Origin of the sequence: Burkholderia sp. Ap-955 (assembly GCF_011753045.1) — a bacterium.
Lineage (GTDB): Bacteria > Pseudomonadota > Gammaproteobacteria > Burkholderiales > Burkholderiaceae > Burkholderia > Burkholderia lata_D.
Genome location: NZ_VWWH01000027.1, coordinates 13,595 through 37,438 on the forward strand (window position 1 = coordinate 13,595; position 23,844 = coordinate 37,438).

The following is a 23,844-nucleotide window of genomic DNA, read 5'->3' on the forward strand; positions in this document are numbered from 1 at the left end:
CCGGGCCCGCGCAACGTGAAACCGTAAACGCAAGACGGCCGGTCGTCACCGAGGCCGAAGCAGGACGCGAACCATGACATCGAGCAGCACGCCGCGCTATCGCGGCATCTTCCCCGTCGTTCCGACGACGTTTACCGACACCGGCGAACTCGACCTCGCGAGCCAGAAGCGCGCGGTCGATTTCATGATCGACGCGGGCTCGGACGGGCTGTGCATCCTCGCGAACTTCTCCGAGCAGTTCGCGATCACCGACGACGAACGCGACGTGCTCACACGCACGATCCTCGAGCACGTCGCGGGCCGCGTGCCGGTGATCGTCACGACGTCGCATTACAGCACCCAGGTGTGCGCGGCGCGCAGCCTGCGTGCGCAGCAGCTCGGCGCGGCGATGGTGATGGCGATGCCGCCGTATCACGGCGCGACGTTCCGCGTGCCCGAAGCGCGGATCTTCGAGTTCTATGCCCGCGTGTCCGACGCGATCGCGATCCCGATCATGGTCCAGGACGCGCCCGCGAGCGGCACCGCGCTGTCGGCCCCGTTCCTCGCACGGATGGCACGCGAGATCGAGCAGGTCGCGTACTTCAAGATCGAGACGCCGGGCGCCGCGAACAAGTTGCGCGAGCTCATCCGGCTCGGCGGCGATGCAATCGAAGGGCCGTGGGACGGCGAGGAGGCGATCACGCTGCTCGCCGATCTGCACGCGGGCGCGACCGGCGCGATGACGGGCGGCGGGTTTCCGGACGGCATCCGGCCGATCCTCGAAGCGTGGCGCGACGGCAGGCACAACGACGCCTACGCGCGCTACCAGGCATGGCTGCCGCTGATCAACCACGAGAACCGCCAGTCCGGGATCCTCACCGCGAAGGCGCTGATGCGCGAAGGCGGCGTGATCGCGTGCGAGCGGCCGCGGCATCCGATGCCGGAACTGCATCCGGACACGCGCGCGGAACTGCTCGCGATCGCGCACCGGCTCGATCCGCTCGTGCTGCGCTGGGCGCACTGAACGGTCACCGAACGATTCGCGAAGGAGGCATGCACGATGAGTGATCAGGTTTCGCTGGGGGTCGTCGGCATCGGCAAGATTGCGCGCGACCAGCATCTGCCGGCGATCGACGCCGAACCGGGTTTCAGGCTGACCGCGTGCGCGAGCCGTCACGCGGAAGTCACCGGGGTGCGCAACTATCGCGATCTGCGCGCGCTGCTGGCCGCCGAGCGCGAGCTCGACGCCGTGTCGCTGTGCGCGCCGCCTCAGGTGCGCTATGCGCAGGCGCGCGCCGCGCTCGAAGCCGGCAAGCACGTGATGCTCGAAAAGCCGCCGGGTGCGACGCTCGGCGAAGTGGCCGTACTGGAAGCGCTCGCACGCGAGCGCGGCCTCACGCTGTTCGCGACCTGGCATTCGCGCTGCGCGAGCGCCGTGGAGCCGGCCCGCGCGTGGCTTGCGACGCGCGCGATCCGCGCGGTGCAGGTGCGCTGGAAGGAAGACGTGCGGCGCTGGCATCCGGGGCAGCAATGGATCTGGGAGCCGGGCGGCCTCGGCGTGTTCGACCCGGGCATCAACGCGCTGTCGATCGTCACGCGAATCCTGCCGCGCGAACTGGTGCTGCGCGAGGCGACGCTCATCGTGCCGAGCGACGTGCAGACACCGATTGCCGCCGAACTCGATTGCGCGGATACCGACGGCGTGCCGGTGCGCGCGGAATTCGACTGGCGGCATGGCCCGGTCGAGCAATGGGAGATCGCGGTCGATACGGCCGACGGCGTGCTCGCGATCAGCCGCGGCGGTGCGCAATTGTCGATTGCGGGCGAGCCGGTCGAGGTCGGGCCCGAGCGCGAATATCCGGCGCTGTATGCGCACTTCCATGCGCTGATCGCGCGTGGCGAAAGCGACGTCGACGTGCGGCCGCTGCGGCTCGTCGCCGATGCCTTCCTGTTCGGCCGGCGCGTGCAGACCGACGCGTTCGGCCGCTGAACATGCGCGCTTCCGCACGAAGCGCGCGACGAATGATGGATTACGGCACACATCACGGCATCAGCCGATACAAAGGAGACACGACATGAACCGCACGATTCGCCGACATACCTTGCGCGCGCTGCTGGCCGCGCTTTGCATCGCGCCGCTCGGCATGCAGGGCGCCGCGCGCGCCGACGCGCCGCTGAAGATCGGCTTCCTGGTGAAGATGCCCGAGCAGGCCTGGTTCATCAACGAGCAGAACGCGGCCTCCGCGCTCGGCCAGAAGGAGAATTTCTCGGTCGTGAAGATCGGCACGCCCGACGGCGAGAAGGTGCTGGCCGCGATCGACAACCTCGGTTCGCAGGGCGCGCAGGGCTTCGTGATCTGCGCGCCGGACGTGCGCCTCGGCCCGGCGATCGCCGCGCGTGCGAAGCGCTACAACATGAAGTTCGTGACCGTCGACGACCAGCTCGTCGATTCGACCGGCAAGCCGCTGCCGAACGTGCCGCACCTCGGGATGTCGGCGACCAAGATCGGCAACCAGGTCGGCCAGGCCATTTCCGACGAGATGAAGCGGCGCGGCTGGAAGCCTGAGGAAGTCGGCGCGCTGCGGATCACGAACTACGAGCTGCCGACCGCGAAGCTGCGCACCGACGGCGCGACGCAGGCGCTGCTCGCGAACGGTTTCCGCAAGGAGAACATCTTCGATGCGCCGCAGAAAACGACCGACGACGAAGGCGGCTTCAGCGCGGCCGCGCCCGTGCTCGCGCGCCATCCGAACGTGAAGAAGTGGGTGGTCTACGCGCTGAACGAGGAAACCGTGCTCGGCGCGGTGCGCGCGACCGAGCAGCTGCACATCCCGGCGGCCGACGTGATCGGCGTGGGCATCAACGGCGCGGGCGAGGCGTTCGCCGAATTCCAGAAGAAGGAGCCGACCGGCTTCTACGGGACGATCGCCGTCAGCTCGACGAACCACGGCAAGGACAGCACGCAGAACCTCGTCGAATGGATTCGCGACGGCAAGACGCCGCCGGCCGACACGCAGACGAGCGGCAAGCTGATGACGCGTGCGAACTGGCAGGCCGTGCGCGCCGAGCTCGGCATCTAAGGGCACGAGGCGAGAACGCGATGACGACGCAGACGATGACGGTCGTATCCGGCAATGATGGCGGCACCGGCGGCGATGCCGTCGCGTCGCCGCCGGGCGGCCCGCTGCTCGCGCTCGACGGCATCACGGTGACGTTCCCGGGCGTGCGCGCGCTCGACGCCGTGTCGCTGTCGGTGCGCGCGGGCGAAGTGCACGGCCTGATGGGCGAGAACGGCGCGGGGAAGTCGACGCTGCTGAAGGTGCTCTCCGGCGTGAACCAGCCGCAGGCCGGCACGCTGACGCTGAACGGCACGGTGCAGCGCTTCGCGTCGACGCGGGCAGCGCTGGAGGCCGGCATCGCGATCATCTACCAGGAACTGCATCTGGTGCCCGAGCTGACGGTCGCCGAAAACCTGATGCTCGGGCAATTGCCGAGCCGGCTCGGCGTGGTCGACGAACGCACGCTTGCCGCGCGCGCGCTCGATGCGCTGGAGCGGCTCGGCGAGCACATCGATCCGGGTATTCCGGTGAAGTATCTGTCGATCGGCCAGCGCCAGATGATCGAGATCGGCAAGGCGCTGATGCGCGACGCGCGTGTGATCGCGTTCGACGAACCGACGAGTTCGCTGTCCGCGCGCGAAACCACGCAGCTGTTCCGGATCATCCGCGCGCTGCGCGCGGAAGGCCGCGCGATCATCTACGTCACGCACCGGATGGAGGAAGTGTACGAACTGTGCGACCGCGTGACGGTGTTCCGCGACGGCCGCCGCATCGACACGTTCGATTCCGTGACCGATCTCGACCGCGACCGGTTGATCGGCTGCATGGTCGGCCGCTCGATCGAGGACGTGTACGGCTACCGGCCGCGCACGGCCGGCGACGTGCTGATCGAGGCGAAAGGGCTGGCGGGGCCCGGGTTGTCCGAACCCGTGTCGTTCACCGCGCGGCGCGGCGAGATCGTCGGCTTCTTCGGGCTCGTCGGCGCGGGCCGCTCGGAGCTGATGAAGCTGCTGTACGGCGCCGCGCGCCCGAGTGCGGGGCACGTCGAGCTGAACGGGAAGCGGGTTGCATTCGGCAGCCCGCGCGACGCGGTGCGCGCCGGCCTCGCGCTGTGCCCGGAAGACCGCAAACAGGAGGGCATCGTCGCGATCGCGTCGGTGGCCGACAACCTGAACATCAGCGCGCGCCGGCATTTCAGCCCGGCGCGGGTGCTGCTCGACGGGCGGCGCGAACGCGAGCTCGCGCAACGCTACATCGAGCGGCTCGCGATCAAGACCCGCGACGGCGACACGCCGATCGGCGCGCTGTCCGGCGGCAACCAGCAGAAGGTCGTGCTCGCGCGCTGGCTGGCCGAGCGCATCGACGTGTTCCTGATGGACGAGCCGACGCGCGGCATCGACGTCGGTGCGCGCGCGGAAATCTACAACCTGTTCTACGAACTCGCGGAAGCGGGCCGCACGGTGATCCTCGTGTCGAGCGACCTGGCCGAGGTGATCGGCGTGTCGGACCGGATCATCGTGATGAAGGAAGGGCGGATCGCGGGCGAGGTCGCGAAGGCGCAGGCGACGCCCGATGCGCTGATCAAGCTCGCACTGCCGCGCTAGCGCCCCGCAACGATCAACCGGATGCAAACGAAATGAGCCAGGCAATGCAACCCCAACGCACTTCCCCGTCCCCCGATGCCGCCGTCGCACCCGCGCGAGCGCGCGGCGGCGTGTGGCAGCTGATCAACCGCTCCGGCATCGTGATGGTGTTTCTCGTGCTGTTCGCGACGCTGTCGCTGACCGTGCCGGACTTCCTCACGCCGCGCAACATCCAGGGCCTGCTGCTGTCGGTCACGCTGATCGGCTCGATCGCGGTGACGATGATGTTCGTGCTCGCGCTCGGCGAAGTCGACCTGTCGGTCGCGTCGATCGTCGCGTTCTCGGGCGTCGTCGCGTCGACGCTGATCACCGCGACGCACAGCGTCGTGCTCGGCATCGCGGGCGGCGTGCTGGCGGGCGGCGCGGTCGGGCTCGTCAACGGTGTGCTGATCGCGCGCTGGCGGATCAACTCGCTGATCGTCACGCTCGCGATGATGGAAGTCGTGCGCGGGCTCGCCTTCATCACGTCGAACGGCGACGCGGTGATGATCTCCGAGGAACGCTTCTTCGATCTCGGCGGCGGATCGTTCCTCGGCATCTCGTATCCGATCTGGAGCAACATCGTCGGCTTCGTCGTGTTCGGCTTCCTGCTGCGCAAGACGGTATTCGGCAAGAACGTGCTCGCAGTGGGCGGCAACGGCGAGGCCGCGCTGCTCGCGGGGCTGCCGGTGATGCGCATCAAGATCACCGTGTTCGTGCTGCAGGGGCTCGTGACCGGTTTTGCCGGCGTGATGCTCGCGTCGCGGATGAGCCTCGGCGACCCGAAGACGTCGGTCGGCCTCGAGCTCGGCGTGATTTCCGCATGCGTGCTCGGCGGCGTGTCGCTGACGGGCGGCGTCGCGACGATCTCCGGCGTGCTGGTCGGCGTGCTGATCATGGGCTCCGTCCAGGACGCGATGAGCCTGCTGAACGTGCCGACGTTTTACCAATATCTGATACGCGGCGGAATTCTGTTGCTCGCGGTGCTGTTCGACCAGTATCGTCGCAACCAGCGGCGCGCGATGAAGATCTGATTTCGACCACGCGCGGCCGCCTGCATAAACGACGAATATCGGGAGACGGCATGCAACAGACTCATCCGGGCGCGTCGGCGACGCTGCTGGCCGACAGCCGCAACACGCTCGGCGAAGGCGCGACGTGGTGCGACAGAACGCACGCGCTGTACTGGGTTGACATCGAAGGCGCGCAGCTGTGGCGCTGCCGCGCGGACGGTTCCGATCTCATGCAGTGGGCGATGCCCGAACGGCTCGCGTGCTTCGCGCTGACCGACGACCCGGACGTGCTGCTCGTCGGGCTCGCGACGCATCTCGCGTTCTTCGATCTGCGGCGCGGCGCGTTTACTCGGATCGTCGACGTCGAGCCTGAACTGCCGACGCGGCTGAATGACGGGCGCTGCGACGGTTCCGGCGCGTTCGTGTTCGGGATGAAGGACGAAGGCAGCGAGCCGCCGCAAGCGGTCGGCGGGTTCTATCGGCTCAATGCCGATCTCACGCTCGAACGCCTTGCGTTGCCTGCGGCCGCGATTGCGAACAGCATCGGGTTCTCGCCGGACGGCACGAAGATGTACTTTTGCGATTCGCTGGTGCGCGAGATTTTCGTGTGCGATTACCGTGCGGGCGGTGATGTCGCGAACGTGCGGTCGTTCGCGCGGCTGACCGATGCGGACGGCGATCCGGACGGCTCGATCGTCGATCGCGACGGCGGCCTGTGGAACGCACAGTGGGGCGGCCGGCGTGTGGTGCGCTACGGGCCGGACGGTGTCGAGACGGATCGCGTGACCGTACCGACCGCGCAGCCGAGCTGCACGGCGCTCGACGGTGAAGGCCGCCTGTACGTGACGAGCGCGCGCATCGGGTCGAGTGACGATGCGCTGGTCGACGACCCGCATGCGGGTGGCGTGTTCGTCGCGCAGACGCGGCACGCGGGGATGGCGACGGCGCGGTTCGCGGGGACGCCGCGCGGCTGATCGCGTACGGGATGCCGTTCATGGGATGCTGCTGAAGCAGCGGGTTTCGCGTCCAGGCCGGCGGTCCGCCACGCGCGCGCGAGTGCGCAGCGGCTGTCCGGCATGCCTGGAACCGCCGTTCGCCTTCTGACGTGCTGGTAAGATGGCCCGCAATTCCATCCCGCCCGCACCATGAGTTCCGCACCGACCAAACCCGCGAACCCGAAAAACGCCACGAAGCCCGCCGCCCGCTCGACGGGCGACAAGCCGAAGGCGCGCGTGCAGCAGCGCCTGACCTACGTGATCGGCGGTCTCGACCGGCTGCTGCGCCGCCACATGACCGACGCGCTCGCGCCGCTCGGCATCACGCTCGCGCAGTACACGGCGCTGTCGGTGCTCGAGGCGCGCGGCGCATCGTCGAACGCGCAACTGGCCGAGCGCTCGTGGATCACGCCGCAATCGGCGAATGAAGTGATGAGCGTGATGGCCGCCCGCGGCTTCGTCACGCGTGAAGCCGACCCGTCGCACGGCCGCATCATCCTGCTGACGCTGACCGACGAAGGCGCGGCGATGCTGCGTGAATGTGAAGCCGTGCTGCGCCCGCTCGAGGCCCGCATGCTGGGTGACATCTCGGCCGACGACGCCGCGCACGTGCAGCGCGCGCTCGAACTGTTCTCGCGCAACCTGCGCGGCTGACCGCTTCCCCGATTTTCACGATGCGGGTCCGCCCGGCCCGCGTTCGCTTCGTCCGCGCCATCGACGGCCGCCCGACCGCTCCCTGATTTCCCCGCCGCTGTCTCCGCGTTCCGCTCCGGGTTTACACCGGCGCTCGTGCCGCTTGCAATATCAGGTAGCCTGATATTAAATGAAGTCGTCCGCAGCAGGGATGCTGCGCACCGAATCGCACTGGAAACGAACGACAGGAACAGACATGAGCAAGTACGACAACCGCTGGCAGACCGTTGAAGTGAAGGTGGAGGCCGGCATCGCGTGGGTCACGCTGAATCGTCCTGAGAAGCGCAACGCAATGAGCCCGACGCTGAACCGGGAGATGCTGGAAGTGCTCGACGCGGTCGAGTTCGACGATGAAGCGAAGGTGCTGGTGCTGACCGGCGCGGGCGCCGCGTGGACGGCCGGCATGGATCTGAAGGAATATTTCCGCGAGATCGACGGCGGCTCCGACGCGCTGCAGGAAAAAGTGCGCCGCGACGCATCGGAATGGCAATGGCGCCGCCTGCGGATGTACAACAAGCCGACGATCGCGATGGTGAACGGCTGGTGCTTCGGCGGCGGTTTCTCGCCGCTCGTCGCGTGCGACCTCGCGATCGCGGCGGACGAAGCCGTATTCGGGTTGTCGGAGATCAACTGGGGCATCCCGCCGGGCAACCTCGTCAGCAAGGCGATGGCCGACACGGTCGGGCACCGCCGCGCGCTGCACTACATCATGACCGGCGACACGTTCACCGGCGTGGAAGCCGCCGACATGGGCCTCGTGAACAGCAGCGTGCCGCTGGCCGAACTGCGTGAAGCGACGATCGCGCTCGCCGCGCGGCTGATGGACAAGAACCCGGTCGTGCTGCGCGCGGCGAAGCACGGCTTCAAGCGTTCGCGCGAACTCACGTGGGAACAGTGCGAGGATTACCTGTATGCGAAGCTCGACCAGGCGCAGCTGCGTGACCCGGAGCGCGGCCGCGAGCAGGGTCTGAAGCAGTTCCTCGACGACAAGACGATCAAGCCGGGCCTGCAGGCATACAAGCGCTGATAGAAGCGCGGACGCAGCCGCCGGCTTCCCGCCGGCGTAATCGCAAGAGACAGGCAAGGCAGGAGACGACATGACCGACAGACGAATGCTGATCGGCGGCGAGTGGTGCAACGCTCGCGACGGCCGCACTTTCGATCGCTTCAACCCCGCGACGGGCACGCTCGCGTCGCGCGCGCCGGCGGCCGGCATTGCCGACGCCGACGCGGCGATCGACGCCGCGCACCGCGCGTTTCCGGCGTGGTCGGCGCTCGCGCCGACCGAGCGGCGCCGCCGGCTGCTGAAGGCGGCCGACCTGATGGACGCGCGCATCGACGCGTTCATCGCGACCGGCGTGGCCGAAACCGGCGCGACGCCCGGCTGGATCGGCTTCAACGTGACGCTCGCGGCGAACATGCTGCGCGAGGCCGCGTCGATGACGACGCAGATCGCCGGCGACGTGATTCCGTCCGACGTACCGGGCAATCTCGCGCTCGCGATGCGCGTGCCGTGCGGCGTCGTGCTCGGCATCGCGCCGTGGAACGCGCCGGTGATCCTCGGCACGCGAGCGCTGGCGATGCCGCTTGCGTGCGGCAACACGGTCGTGCTGAAGGCGTCCGAAGCGTGCCCGGGCGTGCATGCGCTGATCGGCGCGGTGCTGGACGAAGCGGGGCTCGGCGCGGGCGTGGTCAACGTGATCACGCATGCGGCGGCCGATGCACCCGAACTCGTCGAGCGGCTGATCGCGCATCCGCACGTGAAGCGGATCAACTTCACCGGCTCGACGCATGTCGGGCGTATCATCGCGCGCCACGCGGCGGCCCACCTGAAACCGGTGCTGCTCGAACTCGGCGGCAAGGCGCCCGTGCTCGTGCTGGAGGATGCCGATCTCGACGCGGCCGTCGACGCGATCGCGTTCGGCGCGTTCTTCAACCAGGGGCAGATCTGCATGTCGACCGAGCGCGTGATCGCCGCGCGGCCGATTGCCGATGCACTCGTCGAACGTCTCGCCGCGAAGGCCCGCACGCTGGTCGCGGGCGATCCGCTGGCCGGCCATCCGCTCGGCACGATGGTCGACGCGACGGCTGCCGCTCGCGCGGCATCGCTCGTCGAGGATGCGCGGGCGCAGGGTGCGCAGCTGCCGCTCGGGTGCCGCGTGGAAGGCGCGACGATGCAGCCGGCGATCGTCGACGGCGTGACGCGCGACATGCGCCTGTATCGCGAGGAATCGTTCGCGCCGGTCGTTGCGATCCTGCGTGCGGACAACGACGACGAAGCGGTCGCGCTCGCGAACGACAGCGAGTTCGGCTTGTCGGCGAGTGTGTTCAGCCGCGACATCGCGCGCGCGATGGCGGTCGCACGACGGATCGAATCGGGGATCTGCCACATCAACGGCCCGACCGTGCACGACGAGGCGCAGATGCCGTTCGGCGGCACGAAGGCGAGCGGCTACGGCCGCTTCGGCAGCCGTGCGTCGATCGCCGAATTCACCGAGCTGCGCTGGATCACCGTGCAGACCACGCCGCGGCACTACCCCATATGAGCGAGCCGACGATGAATGATGCGACGCTCGCCAGCGCGCCGGTGAACGACACGAGCGGCGTGCGCTACCGCGCAGCGGCCGTCGCCGTTGGCGCGGCCGAGATTCGCCGCGCGGACGACGGCACCTGGTACCTGCGCTCCCGCGAGCCGCTCGGTGATTACCCGACACGCATCACCGACTGCCTCGTGCGGGGCGCGCAGGCGCATCCCGACCGCGTGCTGGCCGCGCGGCGCGGCGCCGACGGGAACTGGATCGAGATCACCTACGCGCAGATGCTCGAACGCGCCCGCGCGATCGGGCAGGGCCTCGTCGATCTCGGGCTGTCGGCCGAGCGTCCGCTCGCGGTGCTGTCCGGCAACGATCTCGAACACCTGCAGTTGATGTTCGCGGCGATGCTGGCCGGCGTGCCGTACTCGCCGATCTCGCCTGCGTATTCGCTGGTGTCGACCGACTACGGCAAGCTGCGTCACACGCTCGGCGTGCTGAAGCCGGGTGCGGTGTTCGTCGCCGAACGCGCGCCGTTCGCGCGTGCGCTCGACGCCACGTTGCCGGCCGATGTGGCGCTGATCGTCGCGCGCGATGCCGATGTCGACGCCGACGGAAAGGGCCGCGTGGTGCCGCTCTCGCACCTGCTCGCCACCGTCCCGCGCACGATCGACGCGATCCACGCGGCGGTCGGCCCCGACCATCTTGCAAAGATCCTGTTCACGTCCGGTTCGACGAAGCAGCCGAAGGCCGTGCCGACCACGCACCGGATGCTGTGCAGCAACCAGCAGATGCTGCGCCAGACGATGCCCGAACTGACGCGCGAACCGCCGGTGCTGGTCGACTGGCTGCCGTGGAATCACACGTTCGGCGGCAGCCACAACCTCGGCATCGCGCTGTACAACGGCGGCACGCTGTATATCGACGACGGCCGTCCGATGCCTGGCCGCTTCGACGAAACCGTGCGCAACCTGCGCGAGATCGCGCCGACGATCTACTTCAACGTGCCGAAGGGCTGGGAAGAGCTGACCGTCGCGCTCGAACGCGATGCCGAGTTGCGCGCGACGTTCTTCTCGCGCGTGAAGCTGTATTTCTTCGGCGGCGCGGGGCTGTCGCAGGCCGCGTGGGACCGGCTCGACCGCGTGACCGAAGCGCATTGCGGCGAGCGCATCCGGATCATGGCCGGCCTCGGGATGACGGAGGCGTCGCCGTCGTGCCTGTTCACGACCGGGCCGCTGATGCGCGCCGGCTATATCGGGCTGCCCGCGCCCGGCTGCGACGCGAAGCTCGTGCCGTGCGGCGGCAAGCACGAACTGCGCTTCAAGGGGCCCAACGTGATGCGCGGCTACTGGCATGCGGACGTCGATCCGCGCGACGTATTCGACGACGAAGGTTATTACCGCAGCGGCGACGCGGGCGTGTTCGCCGATCCCGAGCGGCCGGAACTCGGGCTGCTCTTCGACGGGCGGCTGACCGAGGATTTCAAGCTGAGCAGCGGCACGTTCGTCAGCGTCGGGCCGTTGCGCGCGAACGCGGTGTCGACCGGCGCGCCGTACGTGCAGGACGTGGTCGTCACCGGGATCAATCGTGACGACATCGGCTTGCTGGTGTTTCCGCGCGTCGATGCCTGCCGTGCGCTGGCGGGGCTGGCCGCCGATGCCTCCGTGGCCGACGTGCTGCGCGCGCCGGCGGTGCGCGCGGCGTTCGCCGCATGGCTGGCCGCGCTGAACCGGAACGCGAGCGGCGGTTCGACGTTCGTCGCGCGAGTCCGGCTGATCGACACGCCGCCGTCGCTCGATCTCGGCGAAGTGACGGACAAGGGTTCGCTGAACCAGGCGGCCGTGCAGAAGCATCGCGCGGCGACGATCGACGCGCTGTACGACCCGGCGCGGCGCGATCCTGACGTGATTTACGCGTAAGCGGCAACAAACGAAGCAAACACGCACAACGACCGGCCGGCCACGATACCGGCAGGCATTGTTGCGGTCGTTTAATCAGGCTGCCTGATAAATGCGACCGTTCGGACGACACCTCGCGCGCCGACCCGCCACTGGCTGGCGGCGCGCGGCGGCCGTTGCATGGCCGACCGATTACAAGACATGGGACTGGAGACACGATGAACACCTACGTTGCGGAAAAATCCACGGTCGCGACCACGCTCGCGCTGTGTTTCGCGATCGCACTTCTCGAAGGGCTCGACCTGCAGTCGGTCGGCGTCGCCGCGCCGCGCATGGCGCGCGAATTCGGGTTGACCGTATCGCAGATGGGCATCGCGTTCAGCGCGGGCACCTTCGGGCTGTTGCCGGGCGCGATGCTCGGCGGGCGGCTCGCCGACCGGATCGGCCGCAAGCGCGTGCTGATCGCATCGGTCGTACTGTTCGGGCTGCTGTCGATCGCCACTGCGCAGGTATCGACGTTCGCGATGCTCGTCGTCGTGCGCGTGTTGACCGGCATCGGCCTCGGCGGCGCGATGCCGAACCTGATCGCGCTGTCGTCCGAAGCGGTCGAGCCGCGCTCGCGCAGCAGCGCGGTGGCGACGATGTACTGCGGGATCCCGTTCGGCGGCGTGATCGCGTCGGTGATCGGCGTGCTGCTCGCCGGCGACACCGAATGGCGGCACATCTTCTACGTCGGCGGCGTGGGGCCGCTGCTGCTCGTGCCGCTGCTCGTGTGGTTCCTGCCGGAATCGCGTGCGTATCTCGACGTAGCGGGCACGCAGGCCGCGCGGTCCAGCGTCGCACGCACGCTGTTCGGCGACGGGCGCACCACGTCGACGGTCGCGCTGTGGGTCAGCTACTTCTGCACGCTGATCGTCCTCTACTTCCTGCTGAACTGGCTGCCGTCGCTGATGGCCTCGCGCGGCCTCGATCGCGCGCACGTCGGCCTCGTGCAGATCGCGTTCAACGTCGGCGCGGGCCTCGGCGCGCTCGGCATCGGCGCGGCGCTCGACCGGATGCGCGCGTCGCGCGTGGTGGGCGGCATGTACGTCGGGATCGTGCTGTCGCTCGCCGCGCTCGCAGCCGCGCCCGGTTTCGCGTCGCTCGCGGCGGCCGCGTTCGCGGCGGGGATGTTCGTCGTCGGCGGGCAGTCGGTGCTGTATGCGCTCGCGGCGATCTACTACCCGACCGCGATGCGCGGCACGGGTGTCGGCGCGGCGGTGGCGGTCGGCCGGCTCGGTTCCGTCGTCGGGCCGCTCGCGGCCGCGACGCTGCTGGCCGCGGGCCGCAGCGCACCGGTCGTGATCGGCGCGAGCATCCCCGTCACGCTCGTCGCGGCCTTCGCTGCATTCGTGCTGATTCGCCGCCCGCAAGCCGGCGACTGACGTTTCGTTTTTATCAATGCGCGCCGTCAGAGCGCGCTTACTCAAGGTCTGGAGACGCAACGCAATGAAGACGAAAACCAGGAACGGCCTGCTGGCCGCCGGCGCGTGCTGCGCACTCGCCGCGCCGGGCGCGCACGCGCAGTCGAGCGTGACGCTGTACGGGATCATCGACACGGGCGTCGAATTCGTGTCGCACGCGAACGCGGCAGGCGACCACGTCGTGCGGATGCCGGGCGTGACGGGCGAGCTGCCGTCGCGCTGGGGGCTGCGCGGCACCGAGGATCTCGGCGGCGGCTATCAGGCGGTGTTCACGCTCGAAAGCGGCTTCAACGTGCGCGGCGGCGATCTCGGGCAGGGCGGCCGGTTGTTCGGGCGCCAGGCGTTCGTGGGGCTGAAGAGCGGCTTCGGCACGCTTGCGTTCGGCCGCCAGTACACGATGACCTATCTCGCGCTGCAGGGCGCGGACATCATCGGTCCCGACATCTACGGGCTCGGCTCGTTCGACGCGTACGTGCCGAACGGCCGCGCCGACAACGCGGTGACCTACGTCGGCGCGTATCGCGGCGTGACGTTCGGCGCCGCGTATTCGTTCGGCCGCGACGGCGCGGGCACCGGCAACTCGCCGGGGCAGGGCACGTGCGCGGGGCAGGTGCCGGGCGACGCGGTGCAGTGTCGCAACTGGTCGGTGATGCTCAAGTACGACAGCGCGTATTTCGGTGCGGCGGCCTCGTACGAGGAACAGCGCGGCGGCACCGGCGCGGCCGCGAACTTCTTCGACGGCGTGGCGCCCGTTCCCTTCACCAGCAGTGGCGGCAAGGACGCGCGCACGCACGTGAGCGCGTATGCGCAGGCGGCCGGCGCGAAGATCGGCGCGGGCTGGATCGGGCGGCGCGTGTCGACCGGTTCGCCGGCCGCGGTGGGTGCGCATTCGGACCTGTTCTTCGTCGGCGCGTCGTATGCGGTGAAGCCCGATTTCATCGTCGACGGCGAAGGCTACCGGATCGTCAACAGCGCGCACGACACGCGCGCGACGATGGCCACGCTGCGCGCGACCTATCTGCTGACCAAGCGCACGGCCGTCTATGCGCAATCGTCGTATCTGTGGAACAGCGCGCATGCGCGCTACTCGGTCAGCGGCGGCGGGCCCGGCACGACGCCCGGCGCGGGGATGGGGCAGCTCGGCGCGATGGTCGGCGTGCGGCACATGTTCTGATTCACCGGCGTGACGAACCGAACGGGAGTTATCTTGAACAGGAAATCTGCATTCCTCTGTGTTGCGCCGCTGTCCGCCGCCGCCCTGCTCGCCGGTTGCGGCGGCGACGATTCGATCAGCGCCGCGCCCACGCACCTGAGCGCCGCGACACCGGCCGCGATGGCGCAGACGTGCGACGCGCTCGCCGCGAAGCTCGCGTATGCGAACACGTCGTTCACGTCGGTGACGACCGCGGCCGCGGGCGCACTCACGGTGGCGGGCAAACCGATCGCCGAGCATTGCGTGATCGAAGGGAAGATGAACGAGCGCGTGAGCACGGTCGACGGCAAGACCTATGCGATCGGCTTCGAGATGCGCTTGCCGAAGGCGTGGAACGGCCGCTTCTTCTACCAGGCGAACGGCGGGCTCGACGGCAACGTCGTGACGGCGACCGGCGAGATCGGTGGCGGCGGGCCGCTGACCGATGCGCTGAACCAGGGCTTCGCGGTGATCAGCTCGGATTCCGGGCACAGCGCCGCGCAGAACCCGCTGTTCGGCCTCGATCCGCAGGCGCGCATCGACTATGGCTACGGCGCGGTCGATGCGCTGACGCCGATGGCGAAGCAGGTGATCCGGCTCGCGTACGGCAAAGCGCCCGACCGCAGCTATTTCGGTGGCTGCTCGAACGGCGGCCGACATGCGATGGTCACGGCGGTGCGTAACCCGGCCGACTACGACGGCATCATCGCGGGCGATCCGGGCTTCCATCTGCCGAAGGCGGCGATCGGCGAGATGTACGGCGCGCAGCAGTTCGCGAAGATCGCATCGGCGACCGGGTCGAACGGGCTGCCGGATATCCGCAGCGGCTTCACCGACGCGGAGCGGCAGTTCGTCGGCGCGAAGATTCTCGAGAAATGCGATGCGCTCGACGGCGCGGCCGACGGGATGGTGCAGGACGTCGCCGCGTGCCAGGCGCACTTCAGCGTCGATACCGATATTCCGACCTGCGCGAACGGCACGCGGACAGGATCGTGCCTGACACCCGCGCAGAAAACCGCGCTGGAGAACGTGTTCACCGGCGCACGCAACAGCGCGGGCACGGCGCTGTACGCGAGCTTTCCGTACGATCCGGGCGTGTCGGGCCCTGGCTGGGCCGCGTGGAAGCAGTCGAATTCCGTCGTGCTCGACCCGGCCGCGATGGCGTTCACGTTCATGACGCCGCCGAAAACCGCCGCGGCGCTCGCGAACCTGCCCGGTTTCGCGCTCGGCTTCGACATGGACAACGATGCGCCGGCGATCTTCGCGACCAGCGGCGTGTACACGCAATCCGCGTGGTCGTTCATGACGCCGCCCGACGAGACCAACCTGTCCGCGCTGAAGGCGCGCGGGGCGAAGCTGCTGGTCTATCACGGCACCGGCGACCCGGTGTTCTCGTTCGACGACACGCGTGACTGGTATGCACGGGTTGCGCAGGCGAACGGCGGCGATGCGTCCGATTTCGCGCGCTTCTATCCGGTGCCGGGGATGAACCACTGCTCGGGCGGGCCGGCGGCCGACCAGTTCGACCTGCTGACGCCGCTCGTGGCCTGGGTCGAGCAGGGGCAGGCGCCCAATGCGGTGGTGGCCACCGCGCGCGATGCGACGAACGCGGTGCCGAATGCGGACGTGCCCGCGTCATGGGGCGCGGGGCGTACGCGGCCGTTGTGCCCGTACCCGCAGGTGGCGCGCTACAACGGGTCAGGCGACCTGAATTCGGCGGCGAGCTTCAGCTGCCGCTGACGTAGCCGTCGATGGGAGGCGGCCGGTGCACTATCGCGCGCCGGGTCGCCTCCTGTGTGCAACCGCTCACTCACTCGCCCGGTTCGACCGGCACCTCGAGCCCGACCTTCACGCGGCTCATGCTCACCAGCGTCTTGAACCGCTTCACGTTGTTGTTCGCGAAGAACAGCTCACGCGTGAGCGCGTTGTACTGATCCATGTTGCGCACGGCCAGGATCAGCACGAAATCCCACTCCCCCGTCACGTAGTAGCACTGCTGGATCTGCGGGCAGCGCTCGAAGGTGCGCTTCATCGCGTCGAGCTGGTCGATCTGCTCGCTTTCGACCTCGACGTTGACGACGATCGTCAGCGGGTGATCGACCTTGTCCGGTGCGACGACGGCCGTGTAGCGCTCGATCACGCCGTCGTCCGCGAGACGCTTCAGGCGCCGGTTCACGGCCGCGGTCGACAGGTTGACGCGCGCGCCGAGTTCGCTTTGCGGCGTCTGCGCGTCGCGCTGGATTTCCATCAGCAGCTTGCGATCGAACGCATCGAGTGGGGTGGTCATGATGGCGCGTGAAGCCTCGAAAGAATGAGAAATTTTTGCGTGACGGCTACCGAATTGGCGATTTTATTGACCCGTGTGCGCAATATTATTTTTCGAACCGGCGGCGCGCGCAACCCGTGCGCGCCCGACCCGAACCGACTCTTGGAGTGCTGCCCGCCATGCTGATCGCCAACCCCCGCGCCTCGCGCACCGCTTATCCCCACGCGCTGCGCCGCGTGATGAACATCGCATCGGCCGACGAAAGCGGCGCGTGGCTGTCGCACTGGCCGCTCGTCGGCAACGCGCGCACGCCGCTGCGCGCGCTGCCGGATCTTGCCGCGCGGCTCGGCGTCGCGAGCGTCAGCGTGAAGGACGAGTCGTGCCGCTCGCCGCTCGGCAGCTTCAAGGCGCTCGGCGCGCCGATCGCGCTGGTGCGGCTCGTGAAGCGCCTGCGACGCACGCAGGATCTCGATCCGCAAGGGCTCGTCACCGGCCGCTACGCGGCGGAGCTGGCCGACCTGACGGTGATCAGCGCGACCGACGGCAATCACGGCCGCGCGCTCGCCGCTGCCGCGCGTGCGATCGGCTGCGGGTGCGTGATCGTGCTGCACGCGAACGTCGACGCCGAGCGCGAACGTGCGATCTCCGCGTACGGCGCGCGGATCGTGCGCATCGAGGGGAACTACGACGAGTCGGTCGTCTGCGCGGCGCAGCTTGCGCAGGCGAACGGCTGGTATGTCGTGTCGGATACGTCGTACGACGGCTACGAAGCGATTCCGCGCGACGTGATGCAGGGCTATGGCGTGATTGCCGCCGAGGCTGCCGCGCAGGCGGCGCAGGACGACGGGCGGCCGTTCACGCACGTGCTGCTGCAGGGCGGCGTGGGCGGCCTCGCCGCGGGTGTCGCGAGTTACCTGTGGGAGCGCGACGGCGTGCAGCGGCCGCATTTCATCGTCGTCGAGCCGCGCCAGGCCGACTGCCTGTACCAGAGTGCGCTCGCGGGGCGCGCGTCCAGGGCGACCGGCAGCGTCGATTCCGTGATGGCCGGGCTCGCGTGCGGTGAGGCGTCGCCGCTCGCGTGGGATTTCCTCGAGATGTGCATCGACTACTTCATGCTGATCGACGATGAAGACGCGGTGCAGGCGATGCGCGGCCTCGCGGCCGGCAGCGTTCGCGATGTGCCGCTCGTGGCCGGCGAATCGGGTGCGGCCGGCGTCGCGGGGCTCGACGTGCTGATGCGCGACCCTGCGCTCGCGCGGCAGGTGGGGCTCGATGCGCACTCGCGCGTGCTGGCGATCAATACGGAAGGCGCGACGGCGCCCTCCGTGTACCGGAACTGCGTCGGCGAGACGGCCGACGCCGTGCTCGCGCGGCAGCGCGCCTGGCTGGACCGCGCGGCAGTGGCGGCCTGAGCGACATCCCGACTGACTACGATCGACCACGACTGACGAGGCCAACGCCATGGACGCAACCGAAGAAAGCACGCTGCAGGGGCAACTGAAGACCTGGCGCCGCCATCTGCACCAGCATCCGGAGACGGGGTTCGAAGAGGTGAACACGTCGGACTACGTTGCACGCATCCTGACGACGCTCGGGCTCGACGTGCATCGCGGGATCGGCGGCACGGGGCTCGTCGCGAACCTGACGGCCGGTACCGGCAAGCGCGCGATCGGCATCCGCGCGGACATGGACGCGCTGAACATCGCCGAGCACGCGCCCGGCCGCGAACATGCGTCGCGCACGCCCGGCAAGATGCATGCGTGCGGGCACGACGGCCACATGTCGATGGTGCTCGGCGCCGCGCGGCTGCTGGCCGAGCGCAAGGATTTCGACGGCACCGTGCGTTTCATCTTCCAGCCCGCCGAGGAGCATGGCCGTGGCGCGAAGGCGATGATGGCCGACGGGCTGTTCGAGCGCTTTCCGGTCGACGCGATCTTCGGCGCGCACAACATGCCGGGGATGCGCGCGGGCACGTTCTCGACGCGCGCGGGCGGCATCATGGCGAGCGAGGACAATTTCGTGATCCGAATCGATGGGCGCGGCACGCACGCGGCGCGCCCGCACATGGGCATCGATCCGATCGTGATCGGCGCGCAGGTCGTGCTCGCGCTGCAGACGATCGTGTCGCGCAATCTCGATCCGGGCCAGCAGGCCGTGATCTCGTGCACGGAGTTCATCACCGACGGGCTGCGCAACGTGCTGCCGTCGACGGTGACGATCAAGGGCGATACGCGCAGCTATTCGCGTGACGTGCAGGCGCTGCTGGCCACGCGGATGCGCGAGATCAGCGAAGGGATCTGCCGCACGCACGGCGCGACCTGCGCGTTCGAGTACACGCACGAGTTCGCGCCGACGGTGAATTCGCCGGAGTGGGTCGACACGGCCGTGCGGGCCGCGGCGCAGGTGGCGGGTGCGGAGAACGTGGACGCGAACGTCCAGCCGATGATGATCTCGGAAGACTTCGGCGCGTTCCTGCAGGCGGTGCCCGGCAATTTCGTCTTCATCGGCAACGGGGAGGCTGCCGGGCGCGGCGGCGTGCCGCTGCATAACGCGGGCTACGACTTCAACGACGAGATCCTGTCGATCGGCGCGCGGTATTTCGCGGAAGTGGCGCGGCAGGCGTTGCAGGTGGCATAGCGCGTCGCTGCGCGATTCGCATGCAACGTGAAACGGCTCGCAGGGCGGCGAGCCGTTTCACCGTCGAGCGACGCAAACGACACCGCCCGCAACGCATCGCGGCCATACGCGTGCGACGTGCATCCCGCCGCGCATGTCACGCCATCACACCAGTTCGCCGAGACACGCGTCGAACTGCGCGACGAGCCGATCGACATCATCGGCCGTCGTCTGCGGACACACGAGCATCATGTTGTGGAACGGCGTGATCAGCACGCCGCGATTCAGCAGGTACAGGTGCACGATGTGTTCGAGCTCGCTGTCGAGCTGCGCGCCGGCGAGCGTCCCGTTGCGCGGCGGCACGGGCGCGAACTGGAACTCGGTGCGCGCGCCGATGCGCGTCACGCACCACGGCAGCCCGTGCTTCGCGATCGCCTGTTCGAGCCCGGTCGCCAGCCGCGCGGCGAGTTCGAACATGTGCGCATACGCCGCGTCGGTCGCCACTTCGGCGAGCGTTGCACGCATCGCATGCATCGCGAGCATGTTTGCGGTGAGCGTCGTGCCGATCCCCGAATGGCCGGGCGGCGCATTCAGCTTCGCCTGCTTCGCGCGTTCGGCACATTCCGCGCTGAACCCGTACACCGCGCACGGCACGCCGCCCGCGATCGGCTTGCCGACTACCAGCATGTCCGGCTCGAGATCGTGCGCGACCGCGTAGCCGCCCGGGCCGCTGCTGATCGTGTGCGTTTCGTCGATCACGAGCAGCGTGCCGTAGCGGCGCGTCAGTTCGCGTGCCGCCTCCCAGAAGCCCGGATCGGGCAGCACCATCCCGATGTTCGTCATCGCGGGCTCGGCGAGCACGCAGGCGACATCGCCGTCTTTCAGCGCCGCTTCGAGCGCGGCGAGGTCGTTGAATTCGACGACGCGCGTGTTCGCGAGCAGGTCGTACGACTGCCCGAGCAGGCTGTCGCGCTGCACGGGGCGGCCATCGACGAGATCGACGAACACGTCGTCGACGGTGCCGTGATAGCAGCCGTTGAACACCACGATCGTCTTGCGGCCGGTGGCCGCGCGCGCCCAGCGCAGCACGAAGCGGTTCGCGTCGCTCGCGCTCAATGCGAACTGCCAGACCGGCAGCCTGAAGCGGCGCGCGAGTTCGCGCGACACCCACGTGGCGTCCTCGCTCGGCAGCATCGTCGTGTAGCCGCGCGTGGCCTGCTCGACGAGTGCACGCGCGACGGGTTCGGGCGCATGGCCGAACATCGCGCCGGTGTCGCCGAGGCAGAAGTCCACGTAGCGATGGCCGTCGACGTCGGTGAACGTCGCGCCGCGTGCTTCCTTCACGTACAGCGAGAACGGCGTCGACCAGTCCTGCATCCAGTGCAACGGCACGCCGAACAGCAAGTGCTCCGACGCTTCCGCGGACAGGGCGCGGGAGATCGGCATGGCTTCGGTGAATGCACGGCGCTCGCGATCGAACAGTGCGCGGGCGCGGATGAGGTCGACTCCGTGGCGGGAAGGCAAAGGCAACTCCTGGGCTGTGAAGGTACGGAAACGATAGCGCGGGCGGTGGGGGGATGAACAGGGGCGGAATTACGGAGGCGGATGGGCGCCCGCCGGATAGTCGAGCAATGGGCGAGCGTGCTTTATTTGATTTGGAGATGGCACTGGTAAATGGAAACCGAAAAGAATCGTGAAGGTTTCCATGGATTTTTAATGGGCTTTTCGCGACCTATCGTGATTGTGTGCCGTAGCGCGAGGGAGGCGCCCAAGCAGGCCGGAATGGGCTGACAGGCGAATCCGTTACGCGATGCGATGGCATTCGGCCGACGCGATCGCGCACGCATACGGCAGGGCATATCGAATTCCACGGGGATATTGCCGGTGAATTTCGGGATAAAGGAATTCCGGATTTTGGGGCGATGGCGGAATCGGGTGCTCGCATATCAACCATTCGAAACGCGGAACGACACCATGAAGATCGGAAAACAGCTGGCTGCACTCGTCGCGTGCGGTGCATTGGCCGGCATCGCTCACGCAGGCCCGGCGTCGCCGCAGGCGGTCGTCAAGAAGATCACGCTGACCGCGTATATCGGCGACAGCCTGTTCGTGTCGAATCCGGACAACGCCGCGTACGGCGTGGTCGAACTGAACGCGACGGACGCCCGGCAGCAGACGTTTGCCGCGGCGCTGCCGATTCGCGTCCGCACGACGAATCCCGATATCAACGTCACGCTGCTGCAGCCGCTGCGACTGTCGAACGGCCACGACGATCTGGTCAACGCGAAGGTTCTGCTGACGGGTAATGCGGGCGATGCGGAAATCGCGTCCGATGGCGCTCGTATGCTCACGCTGGCCAAGCCCGCGCACGACGGCTTTGACGGCTACGACGAAACCCGCACGCTGAAGATCAGTGCAAAAGCGCCGGCCAGCGGCGGGGCAGCGTCGGCCAACGGGCCTTATCGCGGCGATCTGGTGCTGATGTTCGAGCCGGTTGCTTCGGCGGGACGCGAGCCAGTGACGGGGGCAGTCGCGGTGGCCGGCGAGTAGGCGTTCGCCTCGGCTGACGACGTCGGCCGGGGGATTTCTAGTTGAAGTTTTTGCGCATAAACATACGACAACATATCTCAAAGACCCTCGACTCGAATGTGAGTGTGCGCACACATCTGGGCCATTGATTCAGTAAAAACAGGTAAGCGACAAATGCATGCAGGGCGTCGATCACGCCTGGACTGAGCTTGATGGTACGACGACGTATAAATCGTGATCCACGCGTCCGGCGTGTTCGATTCGCGCCCGGCGTTTCTCGCGGAGATCGACGCGTGCTGCCACGAAGGCGGCGGCCGGGTCGTCGTGCCGTCCGGCAACGGCTATTGCGCTGGGCCGATCGTGCTGCGGAGCATCGTCACGTTCCACCTGAGACGTGACGATCGCCGGGCAGGCCGTCAACACGACGATTACAGACAAGCGGTAACGTGGCGCGTGGACGAGAAGAGCGTTCGCGCTCGCTCGGTCGATGCGCGCGAACACCGGCTCGAACGCGTTAACCGAGCGTCTTGACCATGTGGTGTTCGTCGTAGAAGCGGCCATTGACGCACATCGAGCGCGGTTCCGTACCGAACCGCACGAACCCCTGCGATGCATACAGCCGCTCCGCGGTGGCGTTGACCTCGTTCACGCACAGCATCAGTTGCTTGCAGTCCCATTCCTGCGCCGCGTGCGCGGTCGCGCTTTCGAGCAGCGTTTGCGCGATGCCTTGCCCGCGATACGCGGGATCGACGAACACGCCCCAGATCGTCGCCTTGTGCGCGATCTTCACGCGCGCATCGCGGCGTACGCCCGTGATGCCGACGAGCGTATCGCCGTCGAACGCGCCGAACACTGCGCGTTCACGAGTCGGCGTGATGCGCGTCGCGAATTCGTCGACCGGCACCTGCGATTCTTCGTCGAGCGTCGGCAGGAAGGAGGTGGGAGCGGTGTCGACCGCACGCAGGCGAACGGTCTGGAAACGGGCGGCGTCGGCCGCATCGAGCAGGCGGGTGGTGATCGTCATCGGGGGCGTTCCGGTTGAAGGTCGTGCATGCCGGCGCGAGCCGCTGGGGCCGCAGGATGCATCACCCTTATCGTAATAGGAATCCCGGTGTCGCGTGGCGGCGTTCGACACCGCCGCGTGATCGAATGCAGATCGCCAGATCGTCAGATCGCGTCGCGCGGCCGCCTGCCATCGCCGTCGACGCAGCACGCGAGCACCTCGGCATCGGTGTCGCCGAGGCTCAGGTACACGTGCCCGACCGCGCTGTCGAAATACAGGCTGTCGCCGGCGCCGAGCCGGTATGCATGGCCGTTCTCGAAACGCAGCTCCAGCTCGCCGCTCAGCACGAACACGAACTCCTCGCCGCTGTGCCGGATGTAGTCGGCGAAGTCCGACAGCTTGCGCGCATGGATCCGCCCGCGCACGGGCACCATCCGCTTGCCGGTCAGGTCGTTCGCGAGCATCCCATACGCATAGTTCGGCGTGTCGTACACCATCTGCTGGCCGGCCGGCGTGAACGACGGGGTCATCGCGCCGGCCGGCGCGGGTCGGCCGAACATCGTGTCGAAGTCGAGCGCGAGCGCATGCGTAAGCGCCGCGAACTTGTCGTAGGTGAGCGCGATGTCGCCGCGCTCGGCCTTCGAAATCGTCGACACCGCGATACCGGAGCGCTCGGATAGTTGCGCGAGCGTCAGGCCGCGCGACTTGCGCGCGTCGCGCAGCCGCGCGCCGACCGTCTGGTGGTCGAGCTGCGGCGCAGCGTCGGTGGGCGGCGGAACGGGGACGGTGGATTTGGGCATGCGGATACGGGGCGCGACGGACGTGGCGTGAATACGGGTTTTGTCGTATACGAGAATAAATTTTCTCGTATATGATAATTTTCGTCGAAATCGCCGACGGTGGGCGTGACGGCCACTCTAGCATCGGACGGCGCGAAACTCGCGGGGCCGGTGCGGCCGGCGTGAACGACACGTGTGCGCATCGG

General features: G+C 68.2%; 21 protein-coding genes. 17 read left to right on the forward strand and 4 right to left on the reverse strand.

Annotation, left to right across the window (positions count from 1 at the left end; translation table 11 throughout):
- Positions 1-73 precede the first annotated feature (73 nt).
- The 13 genes from F3J15_RS16790 to F3J15_RS16850 all read left to right on the forward strand — a co-directional run bounded on the left by F3J15_RS16790 (position 74) and on the right by F3J15_RS16850 (position 16,185).
- On the forward strand, positions 74-1,003 hold the full coding sequence (locus tag F3J15_RS16790; protein ID WP_166892704.1) for a dihydrodipicolinate synthase family protein: 930 nt from the start codon (positions 74-76) through the stop codon (positions 1,001-1,003).
- Positions 1,004-1,039: 36 nt separating this feature from the next.
- A complete protein-coding gene (locus F3J15_RS16795; protein ID WP_069252771.1) occupies positions 1,040-1,969 on the forward strand; it encodes a Gfo/Idh/MocA family oxidoreductase in 930 nt (309 codons plus the stop codon).
- Between the two features lie 85 nt (positions 1,970-2,054).
- The gene (locus F3J15_RS16800) at positions 2,055-3,059 is read left to right on the forward strand and encodes an ABC transporter L-arabinose-binding periplasmic protein (protein ID WP_039340378.1); all 1,005 of its coding nucleotides are present in this window, start codon (positions 2,055-2,057) and stop codon (positions 3,057-3,059) included.
- A 20-nt stretch (positions 3,060-3,079) separates the two neighbouring features.
- Positions 3,080-4,642 (forward strand): L-arabinose ABC transporter ATP-binding protein AraG, encoded by a 1,563-nt coding sequence (araG, locus tag F3J15_RS16805; protein ID WP_166892707.1) that lies wholly within the window; start codon positions 3,080-3,082, stop codon positions 4,640-4,642.
- 32 nt (positions 4,643-4,674) lie between these two features.
- Positions 4,675-5,694 (forward strand): L-arabinose ABC transporter permease AraH, encoded by a 1,020-nt coding sequence (gene araH / locus F3J15_RS16810; RefSeq protein WP_089475916.1) that lies wholly within the window; start codon positions 4,675-4,677, stop codon positions 5,692-5,694.
- A 50-nt stretch (positions 5,695-5,744) separates the two neighbouring features.
- The gene (locus F3J15_RS16815; RefSeq protein ID WP_166892710.1) at positions 5,745-6,647 is read left to right on the forward strand and encodes an SMP-30/gluconolactonase/LRE family protein; all 903 of its coding nucleotides are present in this window, start codon (positions 5,745-5,747) and stop codon (positions 6,645-6,647) included.
- 171 nt (positions 6,648-6,818) lie between these two features.
- Positions 6,819-7,322, forward strand: a complete 504-nt coding sequence (locus F3J15_RS16820; RefSeq protein WP_166892713.1) for a MarR family winged helix-turn-helix transcriptional regulator — start codon at positions 6,819-6,821, stop codon at positions 7,320-7,322.
- Between the two features lie 235 nt (positions 7,323-7,557).
- Complete coding sequence (locus tag F3J15_RS16825) at positions 7,558-8,388, forward strand: p-hydroxycinnamoyl CoA hydratase/lyase (RefSeq protein ID WP_166892715.1); 831 nt, start codon at positions 7,558-7,560, stop codon at positions 8,386-8,388.
- A 70-nt stretch (positions 8,389-8,458) separates the two neighbouring features.
- Positions 8,459-9,907, forward strand: a complete 1,449-nt coding sequence (locus F3J15_RS16830) for an aldehyde dehydrogenase (RefSeq protein WP_166892718.1) — start codon at positions 8,459-8,461, stop codon at positions 9,905-9,907.
- Entirely contained in the window at positions 9,904-11,811 is a 1,908-nt protein-coding gene (locus F3J15_RS16835) for a feruloyl-CoA synthase (RefSeq protein WP_166892721.1), read from the forward strand. Before F3J15_RS16830 ends, F3J15_RS16835 begins: the two co-directional genes overlap by 4 nt.
- Positions 11,812-12,008: 197 nt before the next feature.
- Positions 12,009-13,214, forward strand: coding sequence for a 3-(3-hydroxy-phenyl)propionate transporter MhpT (gene mhpT, locus F3J15_RS16840; protein WP_166892723.1), 1,206 nt, complete (start codon positions 12,009-12,011; stop codon positions 13,212-13,214).
- A 64-nt stretch (positions 13,215-13,278) separates the two neighbouring features.
- The gene (locus tag F3J15_RS16845; protein WP_166892726.1) at positions 13,279-14,427 is read left to right on the forward strand and encodes a porin; all 1,149 of its coding nucleotides are present in this window, start codon (positions 13,279-13,281) and stop codon (positions 14,425-14,427) included.
- A gap of 33 nt (positions 14,428-14,460) precedes the next feature.
- Positions 14,461-16,185 (forward strand): tannase/feruloyl esterase family alpha/beta hydrolase, encoded by a 1,725-nt coding sequence (locus F3J15_RS16850; protein WP_166892730.1) that lies wholly within the window; start codon positions 14,461-14,463, stop codon positions 16,183-16,185.
- Positions 16,186-16,255: 70 nt separating this feature from the next.
- On the opposite strand, the gene F3J15_RS16855 is transcribed toward F3J15_RS16850, so the two are convergent.
- Positions 16,256-16,732 (reverse strand): Lrp/AsnC family transcriptional regulator, encoded by a 477-nt coding sequence (locus F3J15_RS16855; protein ID WP_039340400.1) that lies wholly within the window; start codon positions 16,730-16,732, stop codon positions 16,256-16,258.
- A 158-nt stretch (positions 16,733-16,890) separates the two neighbouring features.
- Here F3J15_RS16855 and F3J15_RS16860 point away from each other — a divergent pair, with 158 nt between their 5' ends.
- Positions 16,891-18,123, forward strand: a complete 1,233-nt coding sequence (locus tag F3J15_RS16860; RefSeq protein WP_089448680.1) for a diaminopropionate ammonia-lyase — start codon at positions 16,891-16,893, stop codon at positions 18,121-18,123.
- 49 nt (positions 18,124-18,172) lie between these two features.
- Positions 18,173-19,348: a M20 aminoacylase family protein gene (locus tag F3J15_RS16865; protein WP_166892733.1), complete on the forward strand. Its 1,176-nt coding sequence runs from the start codon at positions 18,173-18,175 to the stop codon at positions 19,346-19,348.
- A 144-nt stretch (positions 19,349-19,492) separates the two neighbouring features.
- Here F3J15_RS16865 and F3J15_RS16870 read toward each other — a convergent pair whose 3' ends face one another.
- Positions 19,493-20,851 carry an aspartate aminotransferase family protein gene (locus F3J15_RS16870; RefSeq protein ID WP_166892736.1) on the reverse strand — a complete coding sequence of 453 codons (1,359 nt, stop codon included), beginning with the start codon at positions 20,849-20,851 and terminating at the stop codon, positions 19,493-19,495.
- 450 nt (positions 20,852-21,301) lie between these two features.
- Here F3J15_RS16870 and F3J15_RS16875 point away from each other — a divergent pair, with 450 nt between their 5' ends.
- Positions 21,302-21,877 carry a hypothetical protein gene (locus tag F3J15_RS16875; protein WP_166892739.1) on the forward strand — a complete coding sequence of 192 codons (576 nt, stop codon included), beginning with the start codon at positions 21,302-21,304 and terminating at the stop codon, positions 21,875-21,877.
- 231 nt (positions 21,878-22,108) lie between these two features.
- Entirely contained in the window at positions 22,109-22,387 is a 279-nt protein-coding gene (locus F3J15_RS16880) for a hypothetical protein (RefSeq protein ID WP_166892669.1), read from the forward strand.
- Here F3J15_RS16880 and F3J15_RS16885 read toward each other — a convergent pair.
- Positions 22,371-22,880: a GNAT family N-acetyltransferase gene (locus tag F3J15_RS16885; RefSeq protein ID WP_166892741.1), complete on the reverse strand. Its 510-nt coding sequence runs from the start codon at positions 22,878-22,880 to the stop codon at positions 22,371-22,373. The two genes, F3J15_RS16880 and F3J15_RS16885, sit on opposite strands and share 17 nt — an antisense overlap.
- Positions 22,881-23,023: 143 nt before the next feature.
- Positions 23,024-23,659 carry an XRE family transcriptional regulator gene (locus tag F3J15_RS16890; RefSeq protein WP_166892744.1) on the reverse strand — a complete coding sequence of 212 codons (636 nt, stop codon included), beginning with the start codon at positions 23,657-23,659 and terminating at the stop codon, positions 23,024-23,026.
- Positions 23,660-23,844: the final 185 nt, after the last annotated feature.

Excerpts from the sequence above, each read along its gene's own strand:
- F3J15_RS16790 (WP_166892704.1), top strand. The coding sequence starts at position 74 with ATGACATCGAGCAGCACGCCGCGCTATCGCGGCATCTTCCCCGTCGTT.
- F3J15_RS16795 (WP_069252771.1), top strand. The coding sequence starts at position 1,040 with ATGAGTGATCAGGTTTCGCTGGGGGTCGTCGGCATCGGCAAGATTGCG.
- F3J15_RS16800 (WP_039340378.1), top strand. The coding sequence starts at position 2,055 with ATGAACCGCACGATTCGCCGACATACCTTGCGCGCGCTGCTGGCCGCG.
- araG (WP_166892707.1), top strand. The coding sequence starts at position 3,080 with ATGACGACGCAGACGATGACGGTCGTATCCGGCAATGATGGCGGCACC.
- araH (WP_089475916.1), top strand. The coding sequence starts at position 4,675 with ATGAGCCAGGCAATGCAACCCCAACGCACTTCCCCGTCCCCCGATGCC.
- F3J15_RS16815 (WP_166892710.1), top strand. The coding sequence starts at position 5,745 with ATGCAACAGACTCATCCGGGCGCGTCGGCGACGCTGCTGGCCGACAGC.
- F3J15_RS16820 (WP_166892713.1), top strand. The coding sequence starts at position 6,819 with ATGAGTTCCGCACCGACCAAACCCGCGAACCCGAAAAACGCCACGAAG.
- F3J15_RS16825 (WP_166892715.1), top strand. The coding sequence starts at position 7,558 with ATGAGCAAGTACGACAACCGCTGGCAGACCGTTGAAGTGAAGGTGGAG.
- F3J15_RS16830 (WP_166892718.1), top strand. The coding sequence starts at position 8,459 with ATGACCGACAGACGAATGCTGATCGGCGGCGAGTGGTGCAACGCTCGC.
- F3J15_RS16835 (WP_166892721.1), top strand. The coding sequence starts at position 9,904 with ATGAGCGAGCCGACGATGAATGATGCGACGCTCGCCAGCGCGCCGGTG.
- mhpT (WP_166892723.1), top strand. The coding sequence starts at position 12,009 with ATGAACACCTACGTTGCGGAAAAATCCACGGTCGCGACCACGCTCGCG.
- F3J15_RS16845 (WP_166892726.1), top strand. The coding sequence starts at position 13,279 with ATGAAGACGAAAACCAGGAACGGCCTGCTGGCCGCCGGCGCGTGCTGC.
- F3J15_RS16855 (WP_039340400.1), bottom strand. The coding sequence starts at position 16,732 with ATGACCACCCCACTCGATGCGTTCGATCGCAAGCTGCTGATGGAAATC.
- F3J15_RS16860 (WP_089448680.1), top strand. The coding sequence starts at position 16,891 with ATGCTGATCGCCAACCCCCGCGCCTCGCGCACCGCTTATCCCCACGCG.
- F3J15_RS16865 (WP_166892733.1), top strand. The coding sequence starts at position 18,173 with ATGGACGCAACCGAAGAAAGCACGCTGCAGGGGCAACTGAAGACCTGG.
- F3J15_RS16875 (WP_166892739.1), top strand. The coding sequence starts at position 21,302 with ATGAAGATCGGAAAACAGCTGGCTGCACTCGTCGCGTGCGGTGCATTG.
- F3J15_RS16885 (WP_166892741.1), bottom strand. The coding sequence starts at position 22,880 with ATGACGATCACCACCCGCCTGCTCGATGCGGCCGACGCCGCCCGTTTC.
- F3J15_RS16890 (WP_166892744.1), bottom strand. The coding sequence starts at position 23,659 with ATGCCCAAATCCACCGTCCCCGTTCCGCCGCCCACCGACGCTGCGCCG.